The sequence below is a fragment of the Agromyces sp. C10 genome, assembly GCF_023217995.1.
Lineage (GTDB): Bacteria > Actinomycetota > Actinomycetes > Actinomycetales > Microbacteriaceae > Agromyces > Agromyces indicus.
Map to the genome: position 1 here is coordinate 65,011 of NZ_JALPSX010000003.1, position 17,858 is coordinate 82,868.

Here is a 17,858-nt window from a genome sequence, read left to right on the forward strand (position 1 = left end):
ACGGGCCCGGCGTCCGCTGACGCCGGGCCCGTGCCGTCGGTGCTGCCCGCTAGGGCTTGCCGCGCATGATCGCCTGCTTGACCTCGGCGATGGCCTTGGTGACCTCGATGCCGCGGGGGCACGCGTCGGTGCAGTTGAAGGTCGTGCGGCAGCGCCACACGCCCTCCTTGTCGTTCAGGATGTCGAGGCGAACCTTCGCCTCGTCGTCGCGCGAGTCGAAGATGAAGCGGTGCGCGTTCACGATCGCCGCGGGGCCGAAGTACTGCCCGTCGGTCCAGAACACCGGGCACGACGAGGTGCAGGCGGCGCAGAGGATGCACTTGGTGGTGTCGTCGAACCGCGCGCGCGAGGCGACGTCCTGGATGCGCTCCTTGCCCGGCTCCGGGGTGGTGCGCGCCTGCAGGAACGGCTGCACCTCGCGGTAGCTCGCGAAGAAGGGCTCCATGTCGACGACGAGGTCCTTCTCGAGCGGCAGGCCCTTGATCGCCTCGACGTAGATCGGCTTCGAGATGTCGAGGTCCTTGATCAGCGTCTTGCAGGCGAGGCGGTTGCGGCCGTTGATGCGCATGGCGTCCGAGCCGCAGATGCCGTGCGCGCACGACCGGCGGAAGGTCAGCGAGCCGTCCTGCTCCCACTTGATCTTGTGCAGCGCGTCGAGCACCCGGTCGGTCGCGTACATCTCGACGTCGAAGTCCTGCCAGCGCGGCTCCGAGTCGACCTCGGGGTCGTAGCGGCGGATCAGGAACGTGACGGTGAAGGACTGGATCGCGGCATCCGCCGACCCGGCCGACGTGTTCTCGAGCGTGGCGGTCGTCACGTCAGTACTTCCTCTCCATGGGCTGGTATCGGGTGATCGTCACCGGCTTCCAGTCGAGCCGGATGTGGTCGGAGGCGATCGACGAGTGGGGGTCGCCCGACAGGTAGGCCATCGTGTGCTGCATGAACCGCTCGTCGTCGCGGTCGGGGAAGTCGTCGCGCATGTGGCCGCCGCGGCTCTCCTCGCGGTTCGCGGCGGACTCGACGACGACCTCGGCAAGGTCGAGCAGGAAGCCGAGCTCGACGGCCTCGAGCAGGTCGGTGTTGAACCGCTTCCCCTTGTCTTGCACGGCGATGTTGCGGTAGCGCTCGCGCAGGCCGGCGATGACGGATGCCACGTGCGCGAGGGACTCCGCGGTGCGGAACACCTGCGCGCCCTTGTCCATCTCGTCCTGGAGCTCCTTGCGGATCGCGGCGATGCGCTCGGTGCCGTTCGAGTCGCGGAGCATCTCGAGCATGCGGCGCACGTCGCCGGCCGGGTCGGCCGGGAGCGGCGTGAAGTCGACGCCGGAGTTGACGTACTCGACCGCGTTCCGACCGGCGCGCTTGCCGAAGACGTTGATGTCGAGCAGCGAGTTCGTGCCGAGGCGGTTCGAGCCGTGCACGGAGACGCAGGCGCACTCGCCGGCCGCGTAGAGGCCCGGCACGACGGTGGTGTTGTCGCGGAGCACCTCGGCGTCGACGTTGGTCGGGATGCCGCCCATGGCGTAGTGCGCGGTCGGCATCACGGGCACCGGCTCGTAGACCGGGTCGACGCCGAGGTAGGTGCGGGCGAACTCGGTGATGTCGGGCAGCTTGGTCTCGAGGACCTCGGCGCCGAGGTGCGTGCAGTCGAGCAGCACGTAGTCCTTGTTCGGACCGGCGCCGCGGCCCTCCGCGACCTCCTGCACCATGCATCGGGCGACGATGTCGCGCGGCGCGAGGTCCTTGATCGTCGGGGCGTAGCGCTCCATGAACCGCTCGCCGGACGCGTTGCGGAGGATCGCGCCCTCGCCGCGCGCGCCCTCGGTGAGGAGGATGCCGAGGCCGGCGAGCCCGGTCGGGTGGAACTGGAAGAACTCCATGTCCTCCAGCGGCAGGCCCTTGCGCCAGATGATGCCGACGCCGTCGCCCGTGAGCGTGTGGGCGTTCGACGTCGTCTTGTAGATCTTGCCGAAGCCGCCGGTCGCGAAGATCACGGCCTTGGCCTGGAAGACGTGCAGCTCGCCGGTCGCCAGCTCGTAGGCGACGACGCCGGACGGCTGGGGGACGCCGTCGACCTCGGTCATGACCAGGTCGAGCGCGTAGAACTCGTTGTAGAACTCGATGCCGAGCTTGACGCAGTTCTGGAACAGCGTCTGCAGGATCATGTGGCCCGTGCGGTCGGCCGCGTAGCACGCGCGGCGGACCGGCGCCTTGCCGTGGTCGCGCGTGTGGCCGCCGAACCGCCGCTGGTCGATCTTGCCGTCGGGCGTGCGGTTGAACGGCAGGCCCATGTTCTCGAGGTCGATGACCGCGTCGATCGCCTCGCGCGCCAGGATCTCGGCCGCATCCTGGTCGACGAGGTAGTCACCGCCCTTGACGGTGTCGAACGTGTGCCACTCCCAGCTGTCCTCCTCGACGTTCGCGAGGGCGGCCGCCATGCCGCCCTGCGCCGCGCCCGTGTGCGAGCGGGTCGGGTAGAGCTTCGAGATGACGGCGGTGCGCGCGCCGGGGCCGGCCTCGATCGCGGCGCGCATGCCGGCGCCGCCGGCGCCCACGATGACGATGTCGAACTGGTGGTGGTGCACGCCGTCGACGATCGTCGACTCGGCGCTGGCGTTCTGGGGGTTCACGTGACTCCTATGCGGCGGGGCAGAACGAGGGGAGCAGGTCGGCGGGCGATCCGGCGGGGCACGGGTCGAAGGTGAACACGACCAGCGTGCCGAGCACGAGCAGCACGGCGACGGATGCCACGAGCGCGAGCTTCAGCACCTTCTGCACGGTGCCCGGGTTCGTGTAGTCGTTGATCAGCGTGCGCATGCCGTTGGCGCCGTGGATCAGGGCCAGCCAGAGCATGAGGACGTCCCACCACTGCCAGAACGGCGAGGCCCACTTGCCGGCGACGAAGCCGAAGTCGATCGCCTTCACGCCCTCGCCGACCATGAGGTTGGCGAAGAGGTGGCCGAAGATGAGCACGAGCAGGATCACGCCGGAGGCGCGCATGTAGATCCAGCCCCACTTCTCGACGTTGACGCCGCGGCGAGGCGCCGGCCGTGCGGGGGTGCGCGGGGATTCGATGACGGTCATCTCGGCGCTCCTAGTGGCTGAAGACGTTGATGAGGTGGCGCGGGGTGAACGCGAGCATGGTCAGCACCCACAGGCCGATGACGACGTAGAAGAGGACCTTCTGGTTGCGCGTGGCCCACGACCAGAAGTCGACGAGGATGACGCGGATGCCGTTGTACGCGTGGAAGACGATCGCTCCCACGAGCGCGACCTCGCCGAGGCCCATGATGGGCGTCTGGTAGGCGGCGATCACCGCGTTGTACGCCTCGGGGCTCACGCGGACGAGCGAGGTGTCGAGGATGTGCACGAGGAGGAAGAAGAAGATCGCGACTCCCGTGATCCGGTGCAGCACCCACGACCACATACCCTCGCGGCCGCGGTAGAGCGTGCCGCCCGGCTTCTCAGTCGCCGGCTTCTCGGGTGCGGTCGGGGTCCGTGTCGTCGTTGTTGACATGGACAACCCTCCTGGCGGTGTGCGTCGCCCGACTGTGGGCGTGACGGGACCGATGGCCCGGGTTCGAGTCTAATCCCGTCTCGGGCGTGCTCCGGTCGCCGCCGTGTCCACCCGTCGGCCCGCCGCTATCCTGAGCGGATGCGACAGGCACCCCTCGACCGCTTCTACAGCGTCATCCCCGCGGGCGGGGTCGGCTCCCGGCTCTGGCCGCTCTCGCGCGCCGACGCCCCCAAGTTCCTGCACGACCTGACCGGATCGGGCCAGACGCTGCTGCGCGACACGTGGGAGCGGCTCGCCCCCATCTCCGGCGAGCAGCGCATCATGGTCGTCACCGGGCGCGCGCACCGCGCGGCCGTCGAGGCGCAGTTGCCGGAGCTCGCCGACGAGAACATCGTGCTCGAGAGCGAGCCGCGCGACTCGACCGCCGCGATCGGCCTGGCGGCCGCCATCCTCGAACGACGCGAACCGGGCGTGATCATCGGCTCGTTCGCCGCCGATCACGTGATCTCGGGCTCGAGGCTCTTCCGCGAGGCGGTGACCGCGGCCGTCGCCGTCGCCGACGCCGGCTACATCGCGACGATCGGCATCACGCCGACCGAGCCCGCCGTGGGCTTCGGCTACATCGAGTGCGGGGATCCGCTAAAGGTGGGCGGCCACGAGCACGTCTCGGCGGTGTCGAGCTTCGTCGAGAAGCCCGACCTCGAGACCGCGAAGCGCTACCTCGACGGCGGCCGGCACCTCTGGAACGCCGGCATGTTCATCGCGCGCGCCGACCTGCTCCTCGCCGAGATCGCGCGCACCAAGCCCGAGCTCCACGCCGGCCTCGTCGAACTCGCCGCCGCGTGGGACGATCCGGCGACGCGCGGCCCGGCGGTCGACCGCATCTGGCCGACGCTCGAGAAGATCGCGATCGACTACTCGGTGGCCGAGCCGGCCGCGGCGGCCGGCCGCATGGCGGTCATCCGCGGTCACTTCCAGTGGGACGACGTGGGCGACTTCGCCTCGCTCGCCAAGCTCAACACCGCCGGACGCTCGGGGGAGCTCGCCATCCTCGGGGAGAACGCGCGGGTCCTCGCCGACGCGTCGAGCGGCATCGTCGTGAGCCGCGCCGACCGCGTGATCAGCCTCATCGGCGTGCGCGATATCGTCGTCGTGGACACGCCCGACGCACTCCTCGTCACCACGAGCGAGCACGCGCAGCGGGTGAAGGCGGTCGTCGACGCCCTCCGGCTCGGCGGCTCGAACGACGTGCTCTAGGCGCGGGAAGGCGGTCGGCGGATGCGGATGCGCAGGTCAGTCCGGTTCGGAGTCGCCCTGGTGGCGGCATCCGTCGCCCTCGCGGGCTGCGCGCCGGCGCCGGAAGCCGACGACGACGGCGCGACCGCCGACGGCTGCGTGCGGATGGTGACCAACTCGGGCGGGCTCGAGGACCGGTCGTTCAACCAGTCCAGCTGGGAGGGGCTGCAGCAGGCCGAGGAGGAGTACGGCGTCGAGGCCGAGGCCCTCGTGTCCACGAGCGAGACCGACCTCGCCCCGAACGTCCAGCAGGCCGTCGACTCGGGCTGCGGGCTGATCGTCACCGTCGGCTACGAGCTCGCCGATGCGACGCTCGACCAGGCGGGTCGCAATCCCGACCTCGCCTTCGCGATCGTCGACGAGTCGGTCGAGGCCGACAACGTCAAGCCGGTCGTGTTCGACACCGCGCAGGCGTCCTACCTCGCCGGCTACCTCGCCGCCGGCGTGACGAAGACCGGCGTGGTGGCCACGTTCGGCGGCGGCAACCAGCCGCCCGTGACCCTGTTCATGGACGGCTTCGTCGACGGCGTGGCGCGGTACAACGAGGTGCACGGCACCGACGTGCGGGCGCTCGGCTGGAACAAGGAGAGCCAGGAGGGTTCGTTCACCGGCGACTTCGAGGACATCAACAAGGGCAAGGTGCTCACCGAGGGCTTCATCGACCAGGGCGCGGACGTAATCCTCCCCGTGGCCGGGCAGGTCGGCGAGGGCGCCGCGGCGGCGGCGGTCGAGCGAGACGGCGTGTCGATCATCTGGGTCGACAGCGACGGGTACGAGACCCTCCCGGCCGAGTTCCGGCCCGTACTGCTCACGAGCGTGCTGAAGAACACGCAGCAGGCGATGGTCGACATCGTCGGCGAGGTGCAGGACGAGACCTTCGACAACGAGCCCTATGTCGGCACGCTCGAGAACGGCGGGGTCGACCTGGCGCCGTACCACGACCTCGAGGCGCTCGTCCCGCCCGAGCTGCAGGGTGAGCTCGAGGGGATCCGCCAGGCGATCATCGCGGGTGAGCTCGTCGTCGAGTCGCCGTCGACCCCTTGAACGGATGCCGCGTCCCCCGCTCGGGGGTGAGTTCCGCCTGCTCATATGAGCAGAATGTCGCGGCTTCATAACCATTGCCCGATGGCCGAGCGGGACCCGTTCCGTGCGGCGCAACTTTGGGTAACGTGACCTCACGGTCCCCGAGACCCGTTCGGGGTGCGTCTTTTGGAGGACACAGTGACGTTCACGTTCAAGAAGGCCGCGTTCGGCGGTCTGGCGACGCTCGGTGCGGTCGCGCTGCTCGCCGGCTGCGCTTCGGCGCCCGAGGAGTCGGACGAGGCCGGCGGCGGCGAGGCGCTCGACTACCTGCCCTGCATGGTCTCCGACGCGGGCGGATTCGACGACAAGTCGTTCAACCAGCTCGGCCTCGAGGGCATGCAGCGTGCGGCCGAGGAGCTCGGCACGGAGTACATCGAGGTCGAGTCGGCCGCGGAGACCGACTACCCGTCGAACCTCCAGAACCTCGTCGACCAGGGCTGCAACACCATCGTCACCGTCGGCTTCCTGCTCGCGCCGGCCGCTCTCGAGTCGGCGACCGCGAACCCCGACGTCGAGTACGTCTCGATCGACGACACCGTCGACCAGGACTTCGACGGCACCACGGACGCCGAGAACATCAAGCCGATCATCTTCGACACCGCCCAGGCGGCGTTCCTCGCCGGCTACCTCTCGGCGGGCATGTCGGAGACCGGCGCCGTCGGCACCTTCGGCGGCATCAACATCCCGACCGTCTCCATCTTCATGGACGGCTTCGCCCAGGGCGTCGAGTACCACAACGAGCAGAAGGGCACCGACGTCCAGGTCATCGGTTGGGACCGCGCCGCGCAGGACGGCTCCTTCACCGGCGGCTTCGAGGCGAACGACACCGCTCGCCAGGTCGCGCAGGGCCTCATCGACCAGAACGTCGACGTGCTCCTTCCCGTCGGCGGACCGATCTACCAGAGCGCCGCGGCCGCGATCCGCGACGCCGGCCGTGACATCGCGCTGATCGGCGTCGACGCGGACGTGTTCGAGACCGACCCGTCGGTCGGCGACCTCCTCCTCACCTCGATCCGCAAGGGCATCGACGTGGGCACCTACGAGGCGCTCGTCGCCGCCGGCAACGGCGAGTTCTCCGCTGAGCCGTTCATCGGCACGCTCGAGAACGAGGGCGTCGGCCTCGCACCGTTCCACGACTTCGAGGACGCCGTCTCCGACGAGCTGAAGACGGAGCTCGAGGACCTGCAGCAGCAGATCATCGACGGCGACATCGTCGTCGAGTCCTACCTGGCTTCCCAGGAGTAGGCACCTACGCGGAGGGGGGTCGGCGCAGCCGGCCTCCCTTCGTCGTTTCCGGCGGGTGCGCGACATCCGCAACATCTGAGCGGCCCCGGCCGCGCATCGGCGCACTTCGGCGCACGACCGCGGCGATCGGCGGTCGGAGAACTAGGATCGGTGGCATGAAACTCGAACTCCGAGGAATCACGAAGAAGTTCGGTTCCCTGGTGGCGAACGACCACATCGACCTCACCGTCGAGGCGGGGGAGATCCACTGCCTCCTCGGAGAGAACGGCGCAGGCAAGTCGACGCTGATGAACGTCCTGTACGGCCTCTACCAGGCCGATGAAGGCGAGATCGCGCTCGACGGCCAGGTGCAGCACTTCGATGGGCCCGGTGATGCGATGCGGGCAGGCATCGGCATGGTGCACCAGCACTTCATGCTGATCCCCGTGTTCACGGTCGCCGAGAACGTCATGCTCGGGCACGAGCAGACGAAGGGACTCGGTCGTCTCGACCTGCCCGCGGCCCGCGCGAAGGTGCGCGAGATCAGCGAGCGGTTCGGGTTCGACGTCGACCCCGACGCCCTCGTCGACGACCTGCCGGTCGGCGTGCAGCAGCGCGTCGAGATCATCAAGGCCCTCTCGCGCGACGCGCGGGTGCTCGTGTTCGACGAGCCGACGGCCGTACTGACCCCGCAGGAGACCGACGAGCTGATGGGCATCATGCGTCAGCTCAAGGAGTCCGGCGCGTCCATCGTCTTCATCACGCACAAGCTCCGCGAGGTCCGTGAGGTCGCCGACCGCATCACCGTCATCCGACTCGGCAAGGTCGTCGGCGAGGCGGCACCGACCGCCTCCAACGCCGAACTCGCCTCCCTCATGGTCGGACGCGCGGTCGAGCTCACCGTCCACAAGGAGGAACCGAAGCTCGGCGACGAGGCGCTCACGGTCGAGCACCTGAGCGTCGTCGACCCGATCGGCCAGCTCGTCGTCAACGACGTGAGCTTCAGCGTGCGACGCGGCGAGGTGCTCGCGGTCGCGGGCGTGCAGGGCAACGGCCAGACCGAGCTCACCGAGGCGCTCGTCGGACTGCAGCCCCGCGTGCAGGGCACCATCCGGCTCGACGGCGAGGACATCACGAAGAGCTCGGTGCGTCGCATCCTCGACGCCGGCGTCGGCTTCGTCCCCGAGGACCGCAAGGAGGACGGCCTCGTGGGCGAGTTCTCCATCGCCGAGAACCTCATGCTCGATCGGGCCGAGGGCGCGCCGTTCGTCAAGGCCGGCAACGTGCAGCGCGGGTTCCTGGCCGAGTTCGCGAGGGAGAAGGTCCAGGAGTTCGACATCCGCACGCCCGGGATCGACACCTGGGCGGGCCGCCTGTCCGGCGGCAACCAGCAGAAGGTCGTCCTCGCGCGCGAGCTGAGCCGCGACCTGCGCCTCCTCGTGGCCGCGCAGCCGACCCGCGGCGTCGACGTCGGGTCGATCGAGTTCATCCACAAGCGCATCATCGAGACGCGCGACGAGGGCGTGCCGGTGGTCGTCGTCTCCACCGAGCTCGACGAGGTCACCGCGCTGGCCGACCGGATCATGGTCATGTACCGCGGCCGCGTCGTCGGCATCGTCCCCGGCGACACCCCCCGCGACGTGCTCGGCCTCATGATGGCCGGCGAGGCTCCCCCCTCCGCGTCCGCCCCCACCCCCGAAGGAGCCGTCGCATGAGCAACGCCAACGACCCCGACGTGGCACTGCAGACGGGCACGAAGGTGCCGCCGGACGAGCCCGTCCGCGAGCGCGAGCCCGAGGTCGAGCCACCGTCGCGCTGGCACGAGGCCTTCCGGCGCATCACGACCGGCAACGCGATCATCTCGGTGCTCGCCGTGCTGCTCGCCCTCATCGTCGGCGCGATCATGATCGCCTTCACCGACGAGCGCGTGCAGTCGGCATCCGCGTACTTCTTCGCCCGGCCCGGCGACACGTTCGTCGCGATCTGGGATGCCGTCGGCGGCGCGTACGCGGCCTTCTTCCAGGGCTCGATCTACAACTTCCGCCGCGACGACTTCATCGCCGGCATCCGCCCGCTCACCGAGACGCTCAAGTTCGCCACGCCGCTCATCGCGGCCGGCCTCGGCGTGGGCCTCGCGTTCCGCGTCGGCATGTTCAACATCGGTGGACGCGGGCAGATGCTCCTGGCCGCCGCCGGCGCCGGTTGGGTCGCGTTCTCCTTCGACCTGCCGTGGGGCCTCCACATGATCGTCGCGGTCGTCGTCGGTCTCCTGGCCGGAGCGCTGTGGGCCGGGATCGCGGGACTGCTGAAGGCGCGCACGGGCGCGCACGAGGTCATCGTGACCATCATGCTGAACTACGTCGCCCTCTACCTGGTGTCGTGGATGCTGCGCACGCCCGGCCTGCTGCAGGCACCCGGGTCGAACAACCCCAAGACACCGCCGATGAAGGACACGGCGATCTTCCCCGACCTGCTTCCGGGGCCCCAGCTGAACCTCCACTTCGGCTTCCTGCTGTCGATCGGCGCGGTGTTCCTGGTCTGGTGGATCCTCGACCGCTCGAGCCTCGGATTCAAGTTCCGCGCGGTCGGCCTCAACCCGAACGCGGCGCGCGTCGCCGGCATCAACGTCAAGTCGATGTACATCTACGCGATGCTGATCTCGGGCGCGCTCGTCGGTCTCGCCGGCGTGCACCAGGTGCTCGGCACCGTCACCACCGGCTTCTCCTCGGGCATCGACGCGGGCATCGGCTTCGACGCGATCACCGTGGCCCTGCTCGGCCGATCGACGCCGTTCGGCATCCTCGCCGCCGGCCTGCTGTTCGGCGCGTTCAAGGCCGGTGGCTTCTCGATGCAGGCCGCCGAGGGCGTGCCGATCGACATCGTCCTCGTGGTGCAGTCGCTGATCGTGCTGTTCATCGCCGCGCCCCCGCTGGTCCGGGCCATCTTCCGCCTGCCCCAGCCGGGCGCCAAGCCCAAGCCCAAGCGAACGCGGACCCCGCGCAAGGAGGAGGTGGCGGCGAAGTGACCGCTCCCACGCAGCACCACGCCACGACGTCCTCGCCCGGACTCGATACGACCGTCGTCGTCAGCTGGAAGGCCCCGATCGCGTTCGCGGTCGTCACCGTCCTGCTCGCCATCCTGTTCATCGCGTCACCGCACGCCGGCGACGCCACCTTCCGACTCTCGACCGGCAGCGACCTCATCCAGCTTCCTGAACTGGTCCTGAACGGCATCGTGGCCACCTGGATCGGCGTCGTGTTGCTCGCCGCCGTCACCGTGGCGTCCGCCGCGCTGGTCCGCGCGAAACGGCGCGTGCCGCTCTGGCTGCTGGTCGTCTTCGCCGTGATCGCCCTCATGGCCTTCCTCACCTGGGCCGCCGCCGGTGCCCGGACCCCCGTCATCCCGATGCCGGGCCTGCTCGCAGGGGCGCTCAGCCTGTCGGTCCCGCTCATCTTCGGGGCCCTGTGCGGCGTGATCTCCGAGCGCGTGGGCGTCATCAACATCGCCATCGAAGGACAGCTGCTCGCCGGCGCGTTCACCTCGGCGGTGATCGCCTCAGTGATCGGCCAGGGGGTCCTCGGGCCGATCATCGGCCAAGTGGCGGGGCTCGCCGCTGCCGCGGTCGCCGGCGTGCTCGTCGCCTTCGTGCTCGCCGCATTCTCGATCAAGTACTTCGTCGATCAGGTCATCGTCGGCGTCGTGCTGAACGTGCTGGTCATCGGCCTCACGAGCTTCCTCTTCTCGCAGGTGCTCGCGCCGAACGCGAGCCTGCTGAACGCACCGCCGCGTCTCGAGCGCATCCCGATCCCGATCCTGTCGGAGATCCCGCTGATCGGGCCGATGTTCTTCCGACAGACGATCATCATCTACGTCATGTACCTGATCGTCGCGCTCGTGTACTTCGGGCTCTTCCACACCAAGTGGGGCCTCCGGCTCCGCTCGGTCGGCGAACACCCGACGGCAGCGGACACGGTCGGCATCAACGTGGCGCGTACCCGATTCTGGAACGTCTCGCTCGCCGGTGCCATCGCGGGCCTCGGCGGCGCGTTCTTCACGCTCGGCGCGGTCGGCGCCTTCGGCAAGGAGATGACGGCCGGTGCCGGCTTCATCGCCCTCGCGGCCGTCATCTTCGGCCAGTGGGACCCCATCAAGGCGACCCTCGCGGCGCTGCTGTTCGGCTTCGCGTCGAACCTGCAGAACACGCTCTCGGTCATGGGCTCACCGGTGCCGAGCGAGTTCATGCTGATGCTGCCGTACGTCGTCACGATCCTGGCCGTGGCCGGATTCGTCGGCAAGGTGCGCGGCCCGGCCGCCGCAGGCAAGCCCTACATCAAGTCCTGACGACGGGAGCACCATGACCGCTCAGCACGCGATCGACTGGGACCACCTCCGCGAGATCGCCCGCGAGGCGATGGCGATGGCGTACGTCCCCTACTCCCAGTTCCCCGTCGGTGCCGCCGCGATCGCGGACGACGGCCGAGTGGTCAGCGGATGCAACGTGGAGAACGCCTCGTACGGCGTCACGCTCTGCGCCGAGTGCTCCCTCGTGTCCGCGCTGGTGATGTCGGGTGGCGGCAAGCTCACCGCGTTCACCTGCGTCGACGGGCACGGGAACGTCCTCATGCCGTGCGGTCGCTGCCGCCAGCTGCTCTACGAGCACTCGGCGGAGGGCATGCTGCTCGAGACCGTCTCGGGCGTCAAGACCATCGACCAGGTGCTGCCCGACGCCTTCGGGCCGCGCCAGCTCGCCGAGTTCCGAGGAGAGACCGAATGACCGCAGTCGAGGCGTTCGACGCCGTCGACCTGATCCGCACCAAGCGCGACCGCGGCGAGCTGTCGACCGACCAGATCGGATGGCTCGTCGACGCCTACACGCGCGGGTACGTCGCCGACGAGCAGATGTCGGCGATGACCATGGCGATCTTCCTGAACGGCATGACGCGCCGCGAGATCCGCGACCTCACGATGGCGATGATCGCCTCGGGTGAGCGCATGGACTTCTCCGGGCTCGGCAAGCCGACGACCGACAAGCACTCGACGGGCGGCGTCGGCGACAAGATCACCCTGCCGCTCATGCCCCTGGTCGCCGCGTTCGGCGTCGCGGTGCCCCAGCTCTCGGGCCGGGGCCTCGGCCACACCGGCGGCACGCTCGACAAGCTCGAATCCATCCCCGGATGGCGCGCCGAGCTGAGCAACGACGAGATGTTCGCCCAGCTCCGCGACGTCGGGGGCGTCATCTGCGCGGCGGGAGCCGGGCTCGCGCCCGCCGACAAGAAGCTGTACGCCCTCCGCGACATCACCGGCACCGTCGAGACGATCCCGCTCATCGCGTCGTCGATCATGTCGAAGAAGATCGCCGAGGGCACCGGGGCGCTCGTGCTCGACGTGAAGTTCGGTTCCGGAGCGTTCCTGCAGGACATCGAGCGCTCCCGCGAGCTCGCGCGCACCATGGTCGAACTCGGCGAGGACGCCGGCGTGGCCACGAGCGCGCTGCTGACCAACATGAACGTCCCGCTCGGCCTCACGATCGGCAACGCCAACGAGGTGCGCGAATCCGTCGAGGTCCTCGCCGGCGGCGGACCCGCCGACATCCGCGAACTCACCGTGGCGCTCGCCAGAGAGATGCTCGCCCTCGCCGGACGACCCGACGAGGACGTGGAGGCCGCGCTCGACGACGGCCGCGCGATGGACACGTGGCGTGCCGCCATCCGGGCGCAGGGCGGAGACCCGGACGCCGACCTGCCGGTCGCGAAGGAGCAGCACGTCGTCACCGCCGACCGCGACGGCGTCCTCGTCCGCCAGGAGGCCCTGCCGTTCGGCATCGCCGCCTGGCGGCTCGGCGCCGGTCGCGCCCGCAAGGAGGACCCGGTCCAGCACGCCGCGGGCATCGACCTGCACGCGAAGCCCGGCGACGCGGTGCGCCAGGGGCAGCCGCTCTTCACCCTCCACGCCGATGAGCCGGCGCGCTTCGAGCGCGCCCTCGAGGCCGTCGAGGGCGCCTGGGCGATCGGCGACGCCGGCGACGAGGTGCACGACGGCGGTCCGCTCATCGCCGATCGCATCGGGCGCTGACCGCGCGAGAAATCCCTCACGTCGCCGACGGCTTCCGCCGGTATCGTGATGGGGTGGATACGCATGCGACCGACTACCGACTCGAGGGGGACGGCACCGACATCCGCTCGCTGCCCAAGATCTCGCTGCACGATCACCTCGACGGCGGGCTCCGGCCGCAGACGCTGATCGAACTCGCCGACGAGATCGGGCTCGAGCTGCCCGCCGCCGACTCGGACGAGCTCGCGACCTGGTTCTCGGACCAGTCGAACTCGGGCTCGCTCGTCGAGTACCTGAAGACCTTCGACCTCACGACGGCCGTCATGCAGACGAGCACCGGGCTCACCCGGGTCGCGCGCGAGTTCGTGCACGACCTCGCGGCCGACGGGGTGATCTACGGCGAGATCCGCTGGGCGCCCGAGCAGCACCTCGCTCGCGGGCTCACGCTCGACGAGACCGTCGAGGCGGTGCAGGCCGGCCTCGACGAGGGCGTGGAGGACGTGCGTCGCCAGGGGCACCGGATCCGGGTCGGCCAGCTCGTGACGGCCATGCGGCACGCCGACCGTGGCCTCGAGATCGCCGAGCTCGCGGTGCGCCACCGCGACCGCGGCGTGGTCGGCTTCGACATCGCCGGCGCCGAGGCCGGATTCCCGCCGAGCCGCCACCGCACGGCGTTCGACTTCCTCGCCACCCGGTTCATGCCGGTCACGGTGCACGCCGGCGAGGCCGACGGCCTCGAATCGATCCGCAGCGCCCTCTTCGACGGACGCGCCCTGCGACTCGGCCACGGCGTGCGCCTGGCCGAAGACCTGACGATCGAGCGACAGGACGACGAGAACACGTACGTCTCGCTCGGTCCGGTCGCCCAGTGGGTGCGCGACCGCGAAATCGCCCTCGAGACGAGCCCGTCGTCGAACCTGCAGACGGGCGCGATCGCCGCGTGGGGCGACGAACTCGTCGACCACCCGTTCGACCTGCTCTACCAGCTCGGCTTCCGGGTCACCGTGAACACCGACAACCGGCTCCAGTCCGGCACGTCGCTGACCCGCGAGCTGGCCCTGCTCTCCGACGCCTTCGGATACGACGTCGACGACTTCGAGATCTTCCAGCTCAACGCCGCCGCGGCGGCGTTCCTCCCGCTCGACGAGCGGGAGGACCTGGCTGAGCAGATCCAGGACGGCTTCGACGAGGCCTGATCCGGCACCGCCACATCCCGCACCACCACGAACGGAGCCCGATGACCCTTCCGCCGCTTGCCGACTCCGCCATCGTCCTCCACGACGAGTCGACCGAGTGGCGTGCCGCGGTGCGCGCGGTCGGGCGGGCGCTGGCGCGGTCGGGGGCCACGCGCGAGGGCTACACCGAGCGAATGATCGGCGTGCTGGAGGAGTTCGGCGCCTACATCGTCATCGCGCCCGGCCTCGCGCTCGCCCACGCGCGGCCCGGTCCCGACGTGGTGCGGAACGGCCTGGCGGTGGTCACGCTCGCGGAGCCCGTGCCGTTCGGACACCCGCACAACGACCCGGTGCGCGTGGTCGTGGGGCTCGCGGTCACCGGTGCCGACGAGCACGTCGCCAGCGTGGCGGGTCTCGCGAACGTCTTCAACGAGCGCAGCGCCATCGAGCGCCTCGCTGCCGCGTCGACCATCGACGAGGTGCGCGAGGTCTTCGACGGAGCCGACCGCGCCCCTGGCCGTCCTGCCCCGGCGGGGGAGGCCTCGGCATGAGGATCGTCGCGGTGTGCGGGCTCGGGGTGGGCACCTCGGCGATCCTGAAGGCGAACGCCGAGCGTGCGCTCGATCGGCTCGGCCTGACCGCCGACGTCGACGCGAGCGACCTCGCGGGGATCGCGGCAGCGGCCGCGGACGCGCAGGTCGTCCTCACGTCGACGGAACTGGCCGGCCGCGTGCGCGAGGCGCTCGGCCGCACCTGGGCCGAGATCATCGAGGTCGAGAACTACTTCGACGTCGACGAGATCGGCCGCAAACTCGACGCGTCGCTGGGCTGAGCCCGCCGGACCGACCGCCGGTCGAGCCCGCCGGGCGCTCAGGCGACGAGTTCCCGCATGCCCGCCTCGACCCTGGCCACCGCCTCGGATGCCGCGGCTCGCCGCTCGGCGACGGCCCCCTCGGTGGCGGCCGCGTCGATGTAGACCTTGAGCTTCGGCTCGGTGCCGCTCGGACGCACCATGACCCGGGCGCCGCCCTCGAGGCGGATCCGCAGCACGTCGGACGGCGGAAGCCCGTCGAGGCCGAGCGCGAGGTCCTCGACGGCGGCGACGCGGATGCCGCCGACCTCCGAGGGCGGTGCGGCCCGGAGGCGCGCCATGACCTCGGCGATGCGGCTCAGGTCGGTGACGCGGATCGAGACCTGCGCCGAGGCGAAGCACCCGAAGCGCGCCGTGAAGTCGTCGAGGTGGTCGGCGACCGTTCGCCCCTCGGCGGCGAGGCGGGCGGCCAGCGAGAGGAACGCGACCGCCGCCGAGATGCCGTCCTTGTCGCGCACGGTGTCCGGGTTGACGAGGTAGCCGAGGGCCTCCTCGAAGCCGAAGGCGAGCCCGGGGGCGCGCGAGATCCACTTGAAGCCCGTCAGCGTGGCCCGGAAGTCGAGCCCGTGGGCGCGCGCGACCGCCTCGAGGCCGGGAGAGGAGACGATCGAGCAGGCGAGCGTGCCGTCGCGCCCGGCCGCCGCGCACTGCTCGGCCACCTGCCAGCCGAGGAGCAGCCCGACCTCGTTGCCGGTGAGCCGGCGCCATCCGCTCGCCTCGGACGCGTCGGGGATCGCGATCGCCAGGCGGTCGGCGTCGGGGTCGTTCGCGACGATGAGGTCGGCGCCGGACGCGCGCGCCGCCTCGAACGACAGGTCCATCGCCCCCGGCTCCTCGGGGTTCGGGAAGGCCACGGTCGGGAACCGGCCGTCGGGCTCGATCTGCGCCTCGACCAGGGTCGGCGCATCGAAGCCGGCCGTGTCGAGGACTCGGCGCAGCGTCTCCCAGCCGACGCCGTGCATTGCCGTGTACACCACCCGCGGCTGCGCGGCCGGCGTCGCCGCGACGGCCGCCGTCGCGCTCACGTAGGCGTCGACGACCGACTCGGGCGCCGTCTCGACCGAGCCGCGCGGCAGGTCGGGCACACGCACGGACTCGGCGACGCGCAGGATGTGCGCGGCGATCTCGGCGTCGGCCGGCGCGACGATCTGGGTGCCCTGGTCGGCGCCGCCGAGGTAGACCTTCATGCCGTTGTCGTTCGGCGGGTTGTGCGACGCGGTGACCATCACCCCGGCGGAGGTGTCGAGGTGGCGGACGGCGAACGCCAGCACGGGCGTCGGCAGCATCCTCGGCAGCAGGATGGCGCGCACGCCCGCCCCCGCCATCACCTCGGCGACGTCGCGCGCGAACACCTCGGAGTTTCGCCGCCCGTCGTATCCGACGACCACCGAGGTGGACCCGGCCTCCGTCGCCCGCTCGAGCAGGTACGCGGCGAGGCCCGCGGCGCCCTGCGAGACGAGCACGCGGTTCATGCGGTTGGGGCCCGCGGCGATCTCGCCTCGCAGACCCGCGGTGCCGAAGGCGAGCCGCGCGTCGAACCGATCGGCGAGGTCGGCGGATGCCGCGGCGTCGCCCGCCCGGACGCCCGCCACGATCGACGCGAGCTCGTCGCGGGTCTCGGGGTCGGGGTCCTGGGCGATCCACGCCTCGGCGAGGGCGATGCGGTCGTCGTCGGTGAGCTGCGGCATCCGTGGCCTTCTCTCTCGAATGCGTGCGCCGTGCCGGGCGCCGGGGTCGGGAAGCGGGAGGGAGCGGGAGCGCGGCTAGATCGCCGCGACGATCTTGGCCAGCAGGTCGGAGATGCGTGACTCCGCGGCCCGGCCGGCCTCGATCACCTCGTCGTGGCTCAGCGGCGTCGTCTGGATGCCCGCCGCGAGGTTCGTGATCAGCGACATGCCGAGCACCTCCATGCCCGCCTGGCGGGCAGCGATCGCCTCGAGCGCCGTCGACATGCCGACGATGTCGCCGCCGATGGCCTTCGCCATCCGCACCTCGGCGGGGGTCTCGTAGTGGGGACCGCGGAACTGCACGTACACGCCCTCGTCGAGCGTCGGGTCGACCTCGTGCGCGAGCCCGCGCAGCCGCGCCGAGTACAGGTCGGTGAGGTCGATGAACGTCGCACCCTCGAGCGGCGAGTCGGCCGTGAGGTTGATGTGGTCGCTGATCAGTACGGGCGTGCCCGCCGACCAGGTCTCGCGGATGCCGCCCGCGCCGTTCGTGAGGATCATGGTGGTCGCGCCCGCGGCCGCCGCAGTGCGGACCGAGTGGACGACGCGTCGAACGCCGTGACCCTCGTAGTAGTGCGTGCGCGCGCCGATGACGAGCGCACGACGGCCGTTCGGCAGCGCCACCGAGCGCAGCGTGCCGACGTGGCCCTCGAGCGCCGGCTTCGAGAAGCCGGGCACCTCGTGGGCGGGGATCGTGTGGGTGGTCTCGCCGATGACCTCGGCTGCGGCACCCCAGCCGGAGCCGAGGGTCAGCGCGAGGTCGTGGCGCTCCACGCCGGTGAGCTCCGCGATGCGGGCGGCCGCGTCGCGTGCGACGGCGAACGGGTCGGCGGCGGGGTCGTCGAGCGGGTTCTGCTGCTGCATCCCCTCATGGTACGCAAGCGACGGATGCCGCGGCGCGGCGTGCGCACGCC

General features: G+C 70.6%; 17 protein-coding genes. 11 read left to right on the forward strand and 6 right to left on the reverse strand.

The genetic code is table 11. The features are described 5' to 3' along the window. Positions 1–49: 49 nt before the first annotated feature. From M1L56_RS04105 to sdhC, 4 genes are read right to left on the reverse strand one after another with little or no spacing between them, the layout of a single operon-like run. Complete coding sequence (locus tag M1L56_RS04105; protein ID WP_067947992.1) at positions 50–817, reverse strand: succinate dehydrogenase iron-sulfur subunit; 768 nt, start codon at positions 815–817, stop codon at positions 50–52. A 1-nt stretch (position 818) separates the two neighbouring features. Beyond that, on the reverse strand, positions 819–2,630 hold the full coding sequence (sdhA, locus tag M1L56_RS04110; protein WP_248598279.1) for a succinate dehydrogenase flavoprotein subunit: 1,812 nt from the start codon (positions 2,628–2,630) through the stop codon (positions 819–821). 7 nt (positions 2,631–2,637) lie between these two features. Then, a complete protein-coding gene (locus M1L56_RS04115; RefSeq protein WP_067947996.1) occupies positions 2,638–3,084 on the reverse strand; it encodes a succinate dehydrogenase hydrophobic membrane anchor subunit in 447 nt (148 codons plus the stop codon). A gap of 10 nt (positions 3,085–3,094) precedes the next feature. After that, positions 3,095–3,517 carry a succinate dehydrogenase, cytochrome b556 subunit gene (gene sdhC / locus M1L56_RS04120; RefSeq protein ID WP_082847107.1) on the reverse strand — a complete coding sequence of 141 codons (423 nt, stop codon included), beginning with the start codon at positions 3,515–3,517 and terminating at the stop codon, positions 3,095–3,097. A 138-nt stretch (positions 3,518–3,655) separates the two neighbouring features. On the opposite strand from sdhC, the gene M1L56_RS04125 reads away from it, so the two are divergent. The 11 genes from M1L56_RS04125 (at position 3,656) to M1L56_RS04175 (ending at position 15,178) form a co-directional block, all read left to right on the forward strand. Further along, positions 3,656–4,774: a mannose-1-phosphate guanylyltransferase gene (locus M1L56_RS04125; RefSeq protein ID WP_248598280.1), complete on the forward strand. Its 1,119-nt coding sequence runs from the start codon at positions 3,656–3,658 to the stop codon at positions 4,772–4,774. A 27-nt stretch (positions 4,775–4,801) separates the two neighbouring features. Next, entirely contained in the window at positions 4,802–5,857 is a 1,056-nt protein-coding gene (locus M1L56_RS04130) for a BMP family protein (protein WP_248598281.1), read from the forward strand. Positions 5,858–6,034: 177 nt separating this feature from the next. Beyond that, positions 6,035–7,141, forward strand: a complete 1,107-nt coding sequence (locus M1L56_RS04135; protein WP_248598282.1) for a BMP family ABC transporter substrate-binding protein — start codon at positions 6,035–6,037, stop codon at positions 7,139–7,141. A 155-nt stretch (positions 7,142–7,296) separates the two neighbouring features. Beyond that, on the forward strand, positions 7,297–8,835 hold the full coding sequence (locus tag M1L56_RS04140; protein ID WP_248598283.1) for an ABC transporter ATP-binding protein: 1,539 nt from the start codon (positions 7,297–7,299) through the stop codon (positions 8,833–8,835). After that, on the forward strand, positions 8,832–10,145 hold the full coding sequence (locus M1L56_RS04145) for an ABC transporter permease (RefSeq protein ID WP_248598284.1): 1,314 nt from the start codon (positions 8,832–8,834) through the stop codon (positions 10,143–10,145). Before M1L56_RS04140 ends, M1L56_RS04145 begins: the two co-directional genes overlap by 4 nt. Continuing rightward, positions 10,142–11,461, forward strand: a complete 1,320-nt coding sequence (locus tag M1L56_RS04150) for an ABC transporter permease (RefSeq protein ID WP_248598285.1) — start codon at positions 10,142–10,144, stop codon at positions 11,459–11,461. Before M1L56_RS04145 ends, M1L56_RS04150 begins: the two co-directional genes overlap by 4 nt. A gap of 13 nt (positions 11,462–11,474) precedes the next feature. Next, positions 11,475–11,894, forward strand: coding sequence for a cytidine deaminase (locus tag M1L56_RS04155; RefSeq protein ID WP_248598286.1), 420 nt, complete (start codon positions 11,475–11,477; stop codon positions 11,892–11,894). Beyond that, on the forward strand, positions 11,891–13,192 hold the full coding sequence (locus M1L56_RS04160) for a thymidine phosphorylase (RefSeq protein ID WP_248598287.1): 1,302 nt from the start codon (positions 11,891–11,893) through the stop codon (positions 13,190–13,192). Before M1L56_RS04155 ends, M1L56_RS04160 begins: the two co-directional genes overlap by 4 nt. 53 nt (positions 13,193–13,245) lie before the next feature. Beyond that, entirely contained in the window at positions 13,246–14,367 is a 1,122-nt protein-coding gene (locus M1L56_RS04165) for an adenosine deaminase (protein WP_248598288.1), read from the forward strand. 41 nt (positions 14,368–14,408) lie between these two features. Next, positions 14,409–14,897: a PTS sugar transporter subunit IIA gene (locus tag M1L56_RS04170; RefSeq protein WP_248598289.1), complete on the forward strand. Its 489-nt coding sequence runs from the start codon at positions 14,409–14,411 to the stop codon at positions 14,895–14,897. Further along, entirely contained in the window at positions 14,894–15,178 is a 285-nt protein-coding gene (locus tag M1L56_RS04175; protein WP_067948018.1) for a PTS sugar transporter subunit IIB, read from the forward strand. The genes M1L56_RS04170 and M1L56_RS04175 overlap by 4 nt, the downstream gene beginning before the upstream one ends. A 38-nt stretch (positions 15,179–15,216) precedes the next feature. Here the strand turns inward: M1L56_RS04175 and M1L56_RS04180 are convergent, their stop codons facing one another. Continuing rightward, complete coding sequence (locus M1L56_RS04180) at positions 15,217–16,905, reverse strand: phospho-sugar mutase (RefSeq protein ID WP_248598290.1); 1,689 nt, start codon at positions 16,903–16,905, stop codon at positions 15,217–15,219. 75 nt (positions 16,906–16,980) lie between these two features. Continuing rightward, positions 16,981–17,808: a purine-nucleoside phosphorylase gene (locus M1L56_RS04185; protein ID WP_248598291.1), complete on the reverse strand. Its 828-nt coding sequence runs from the start codon at positions 17,806–17,808 to the stop codon at positions 16,981–16,983. Positions 17,809–17,858 lie beyond the last annotated feature (50 nt).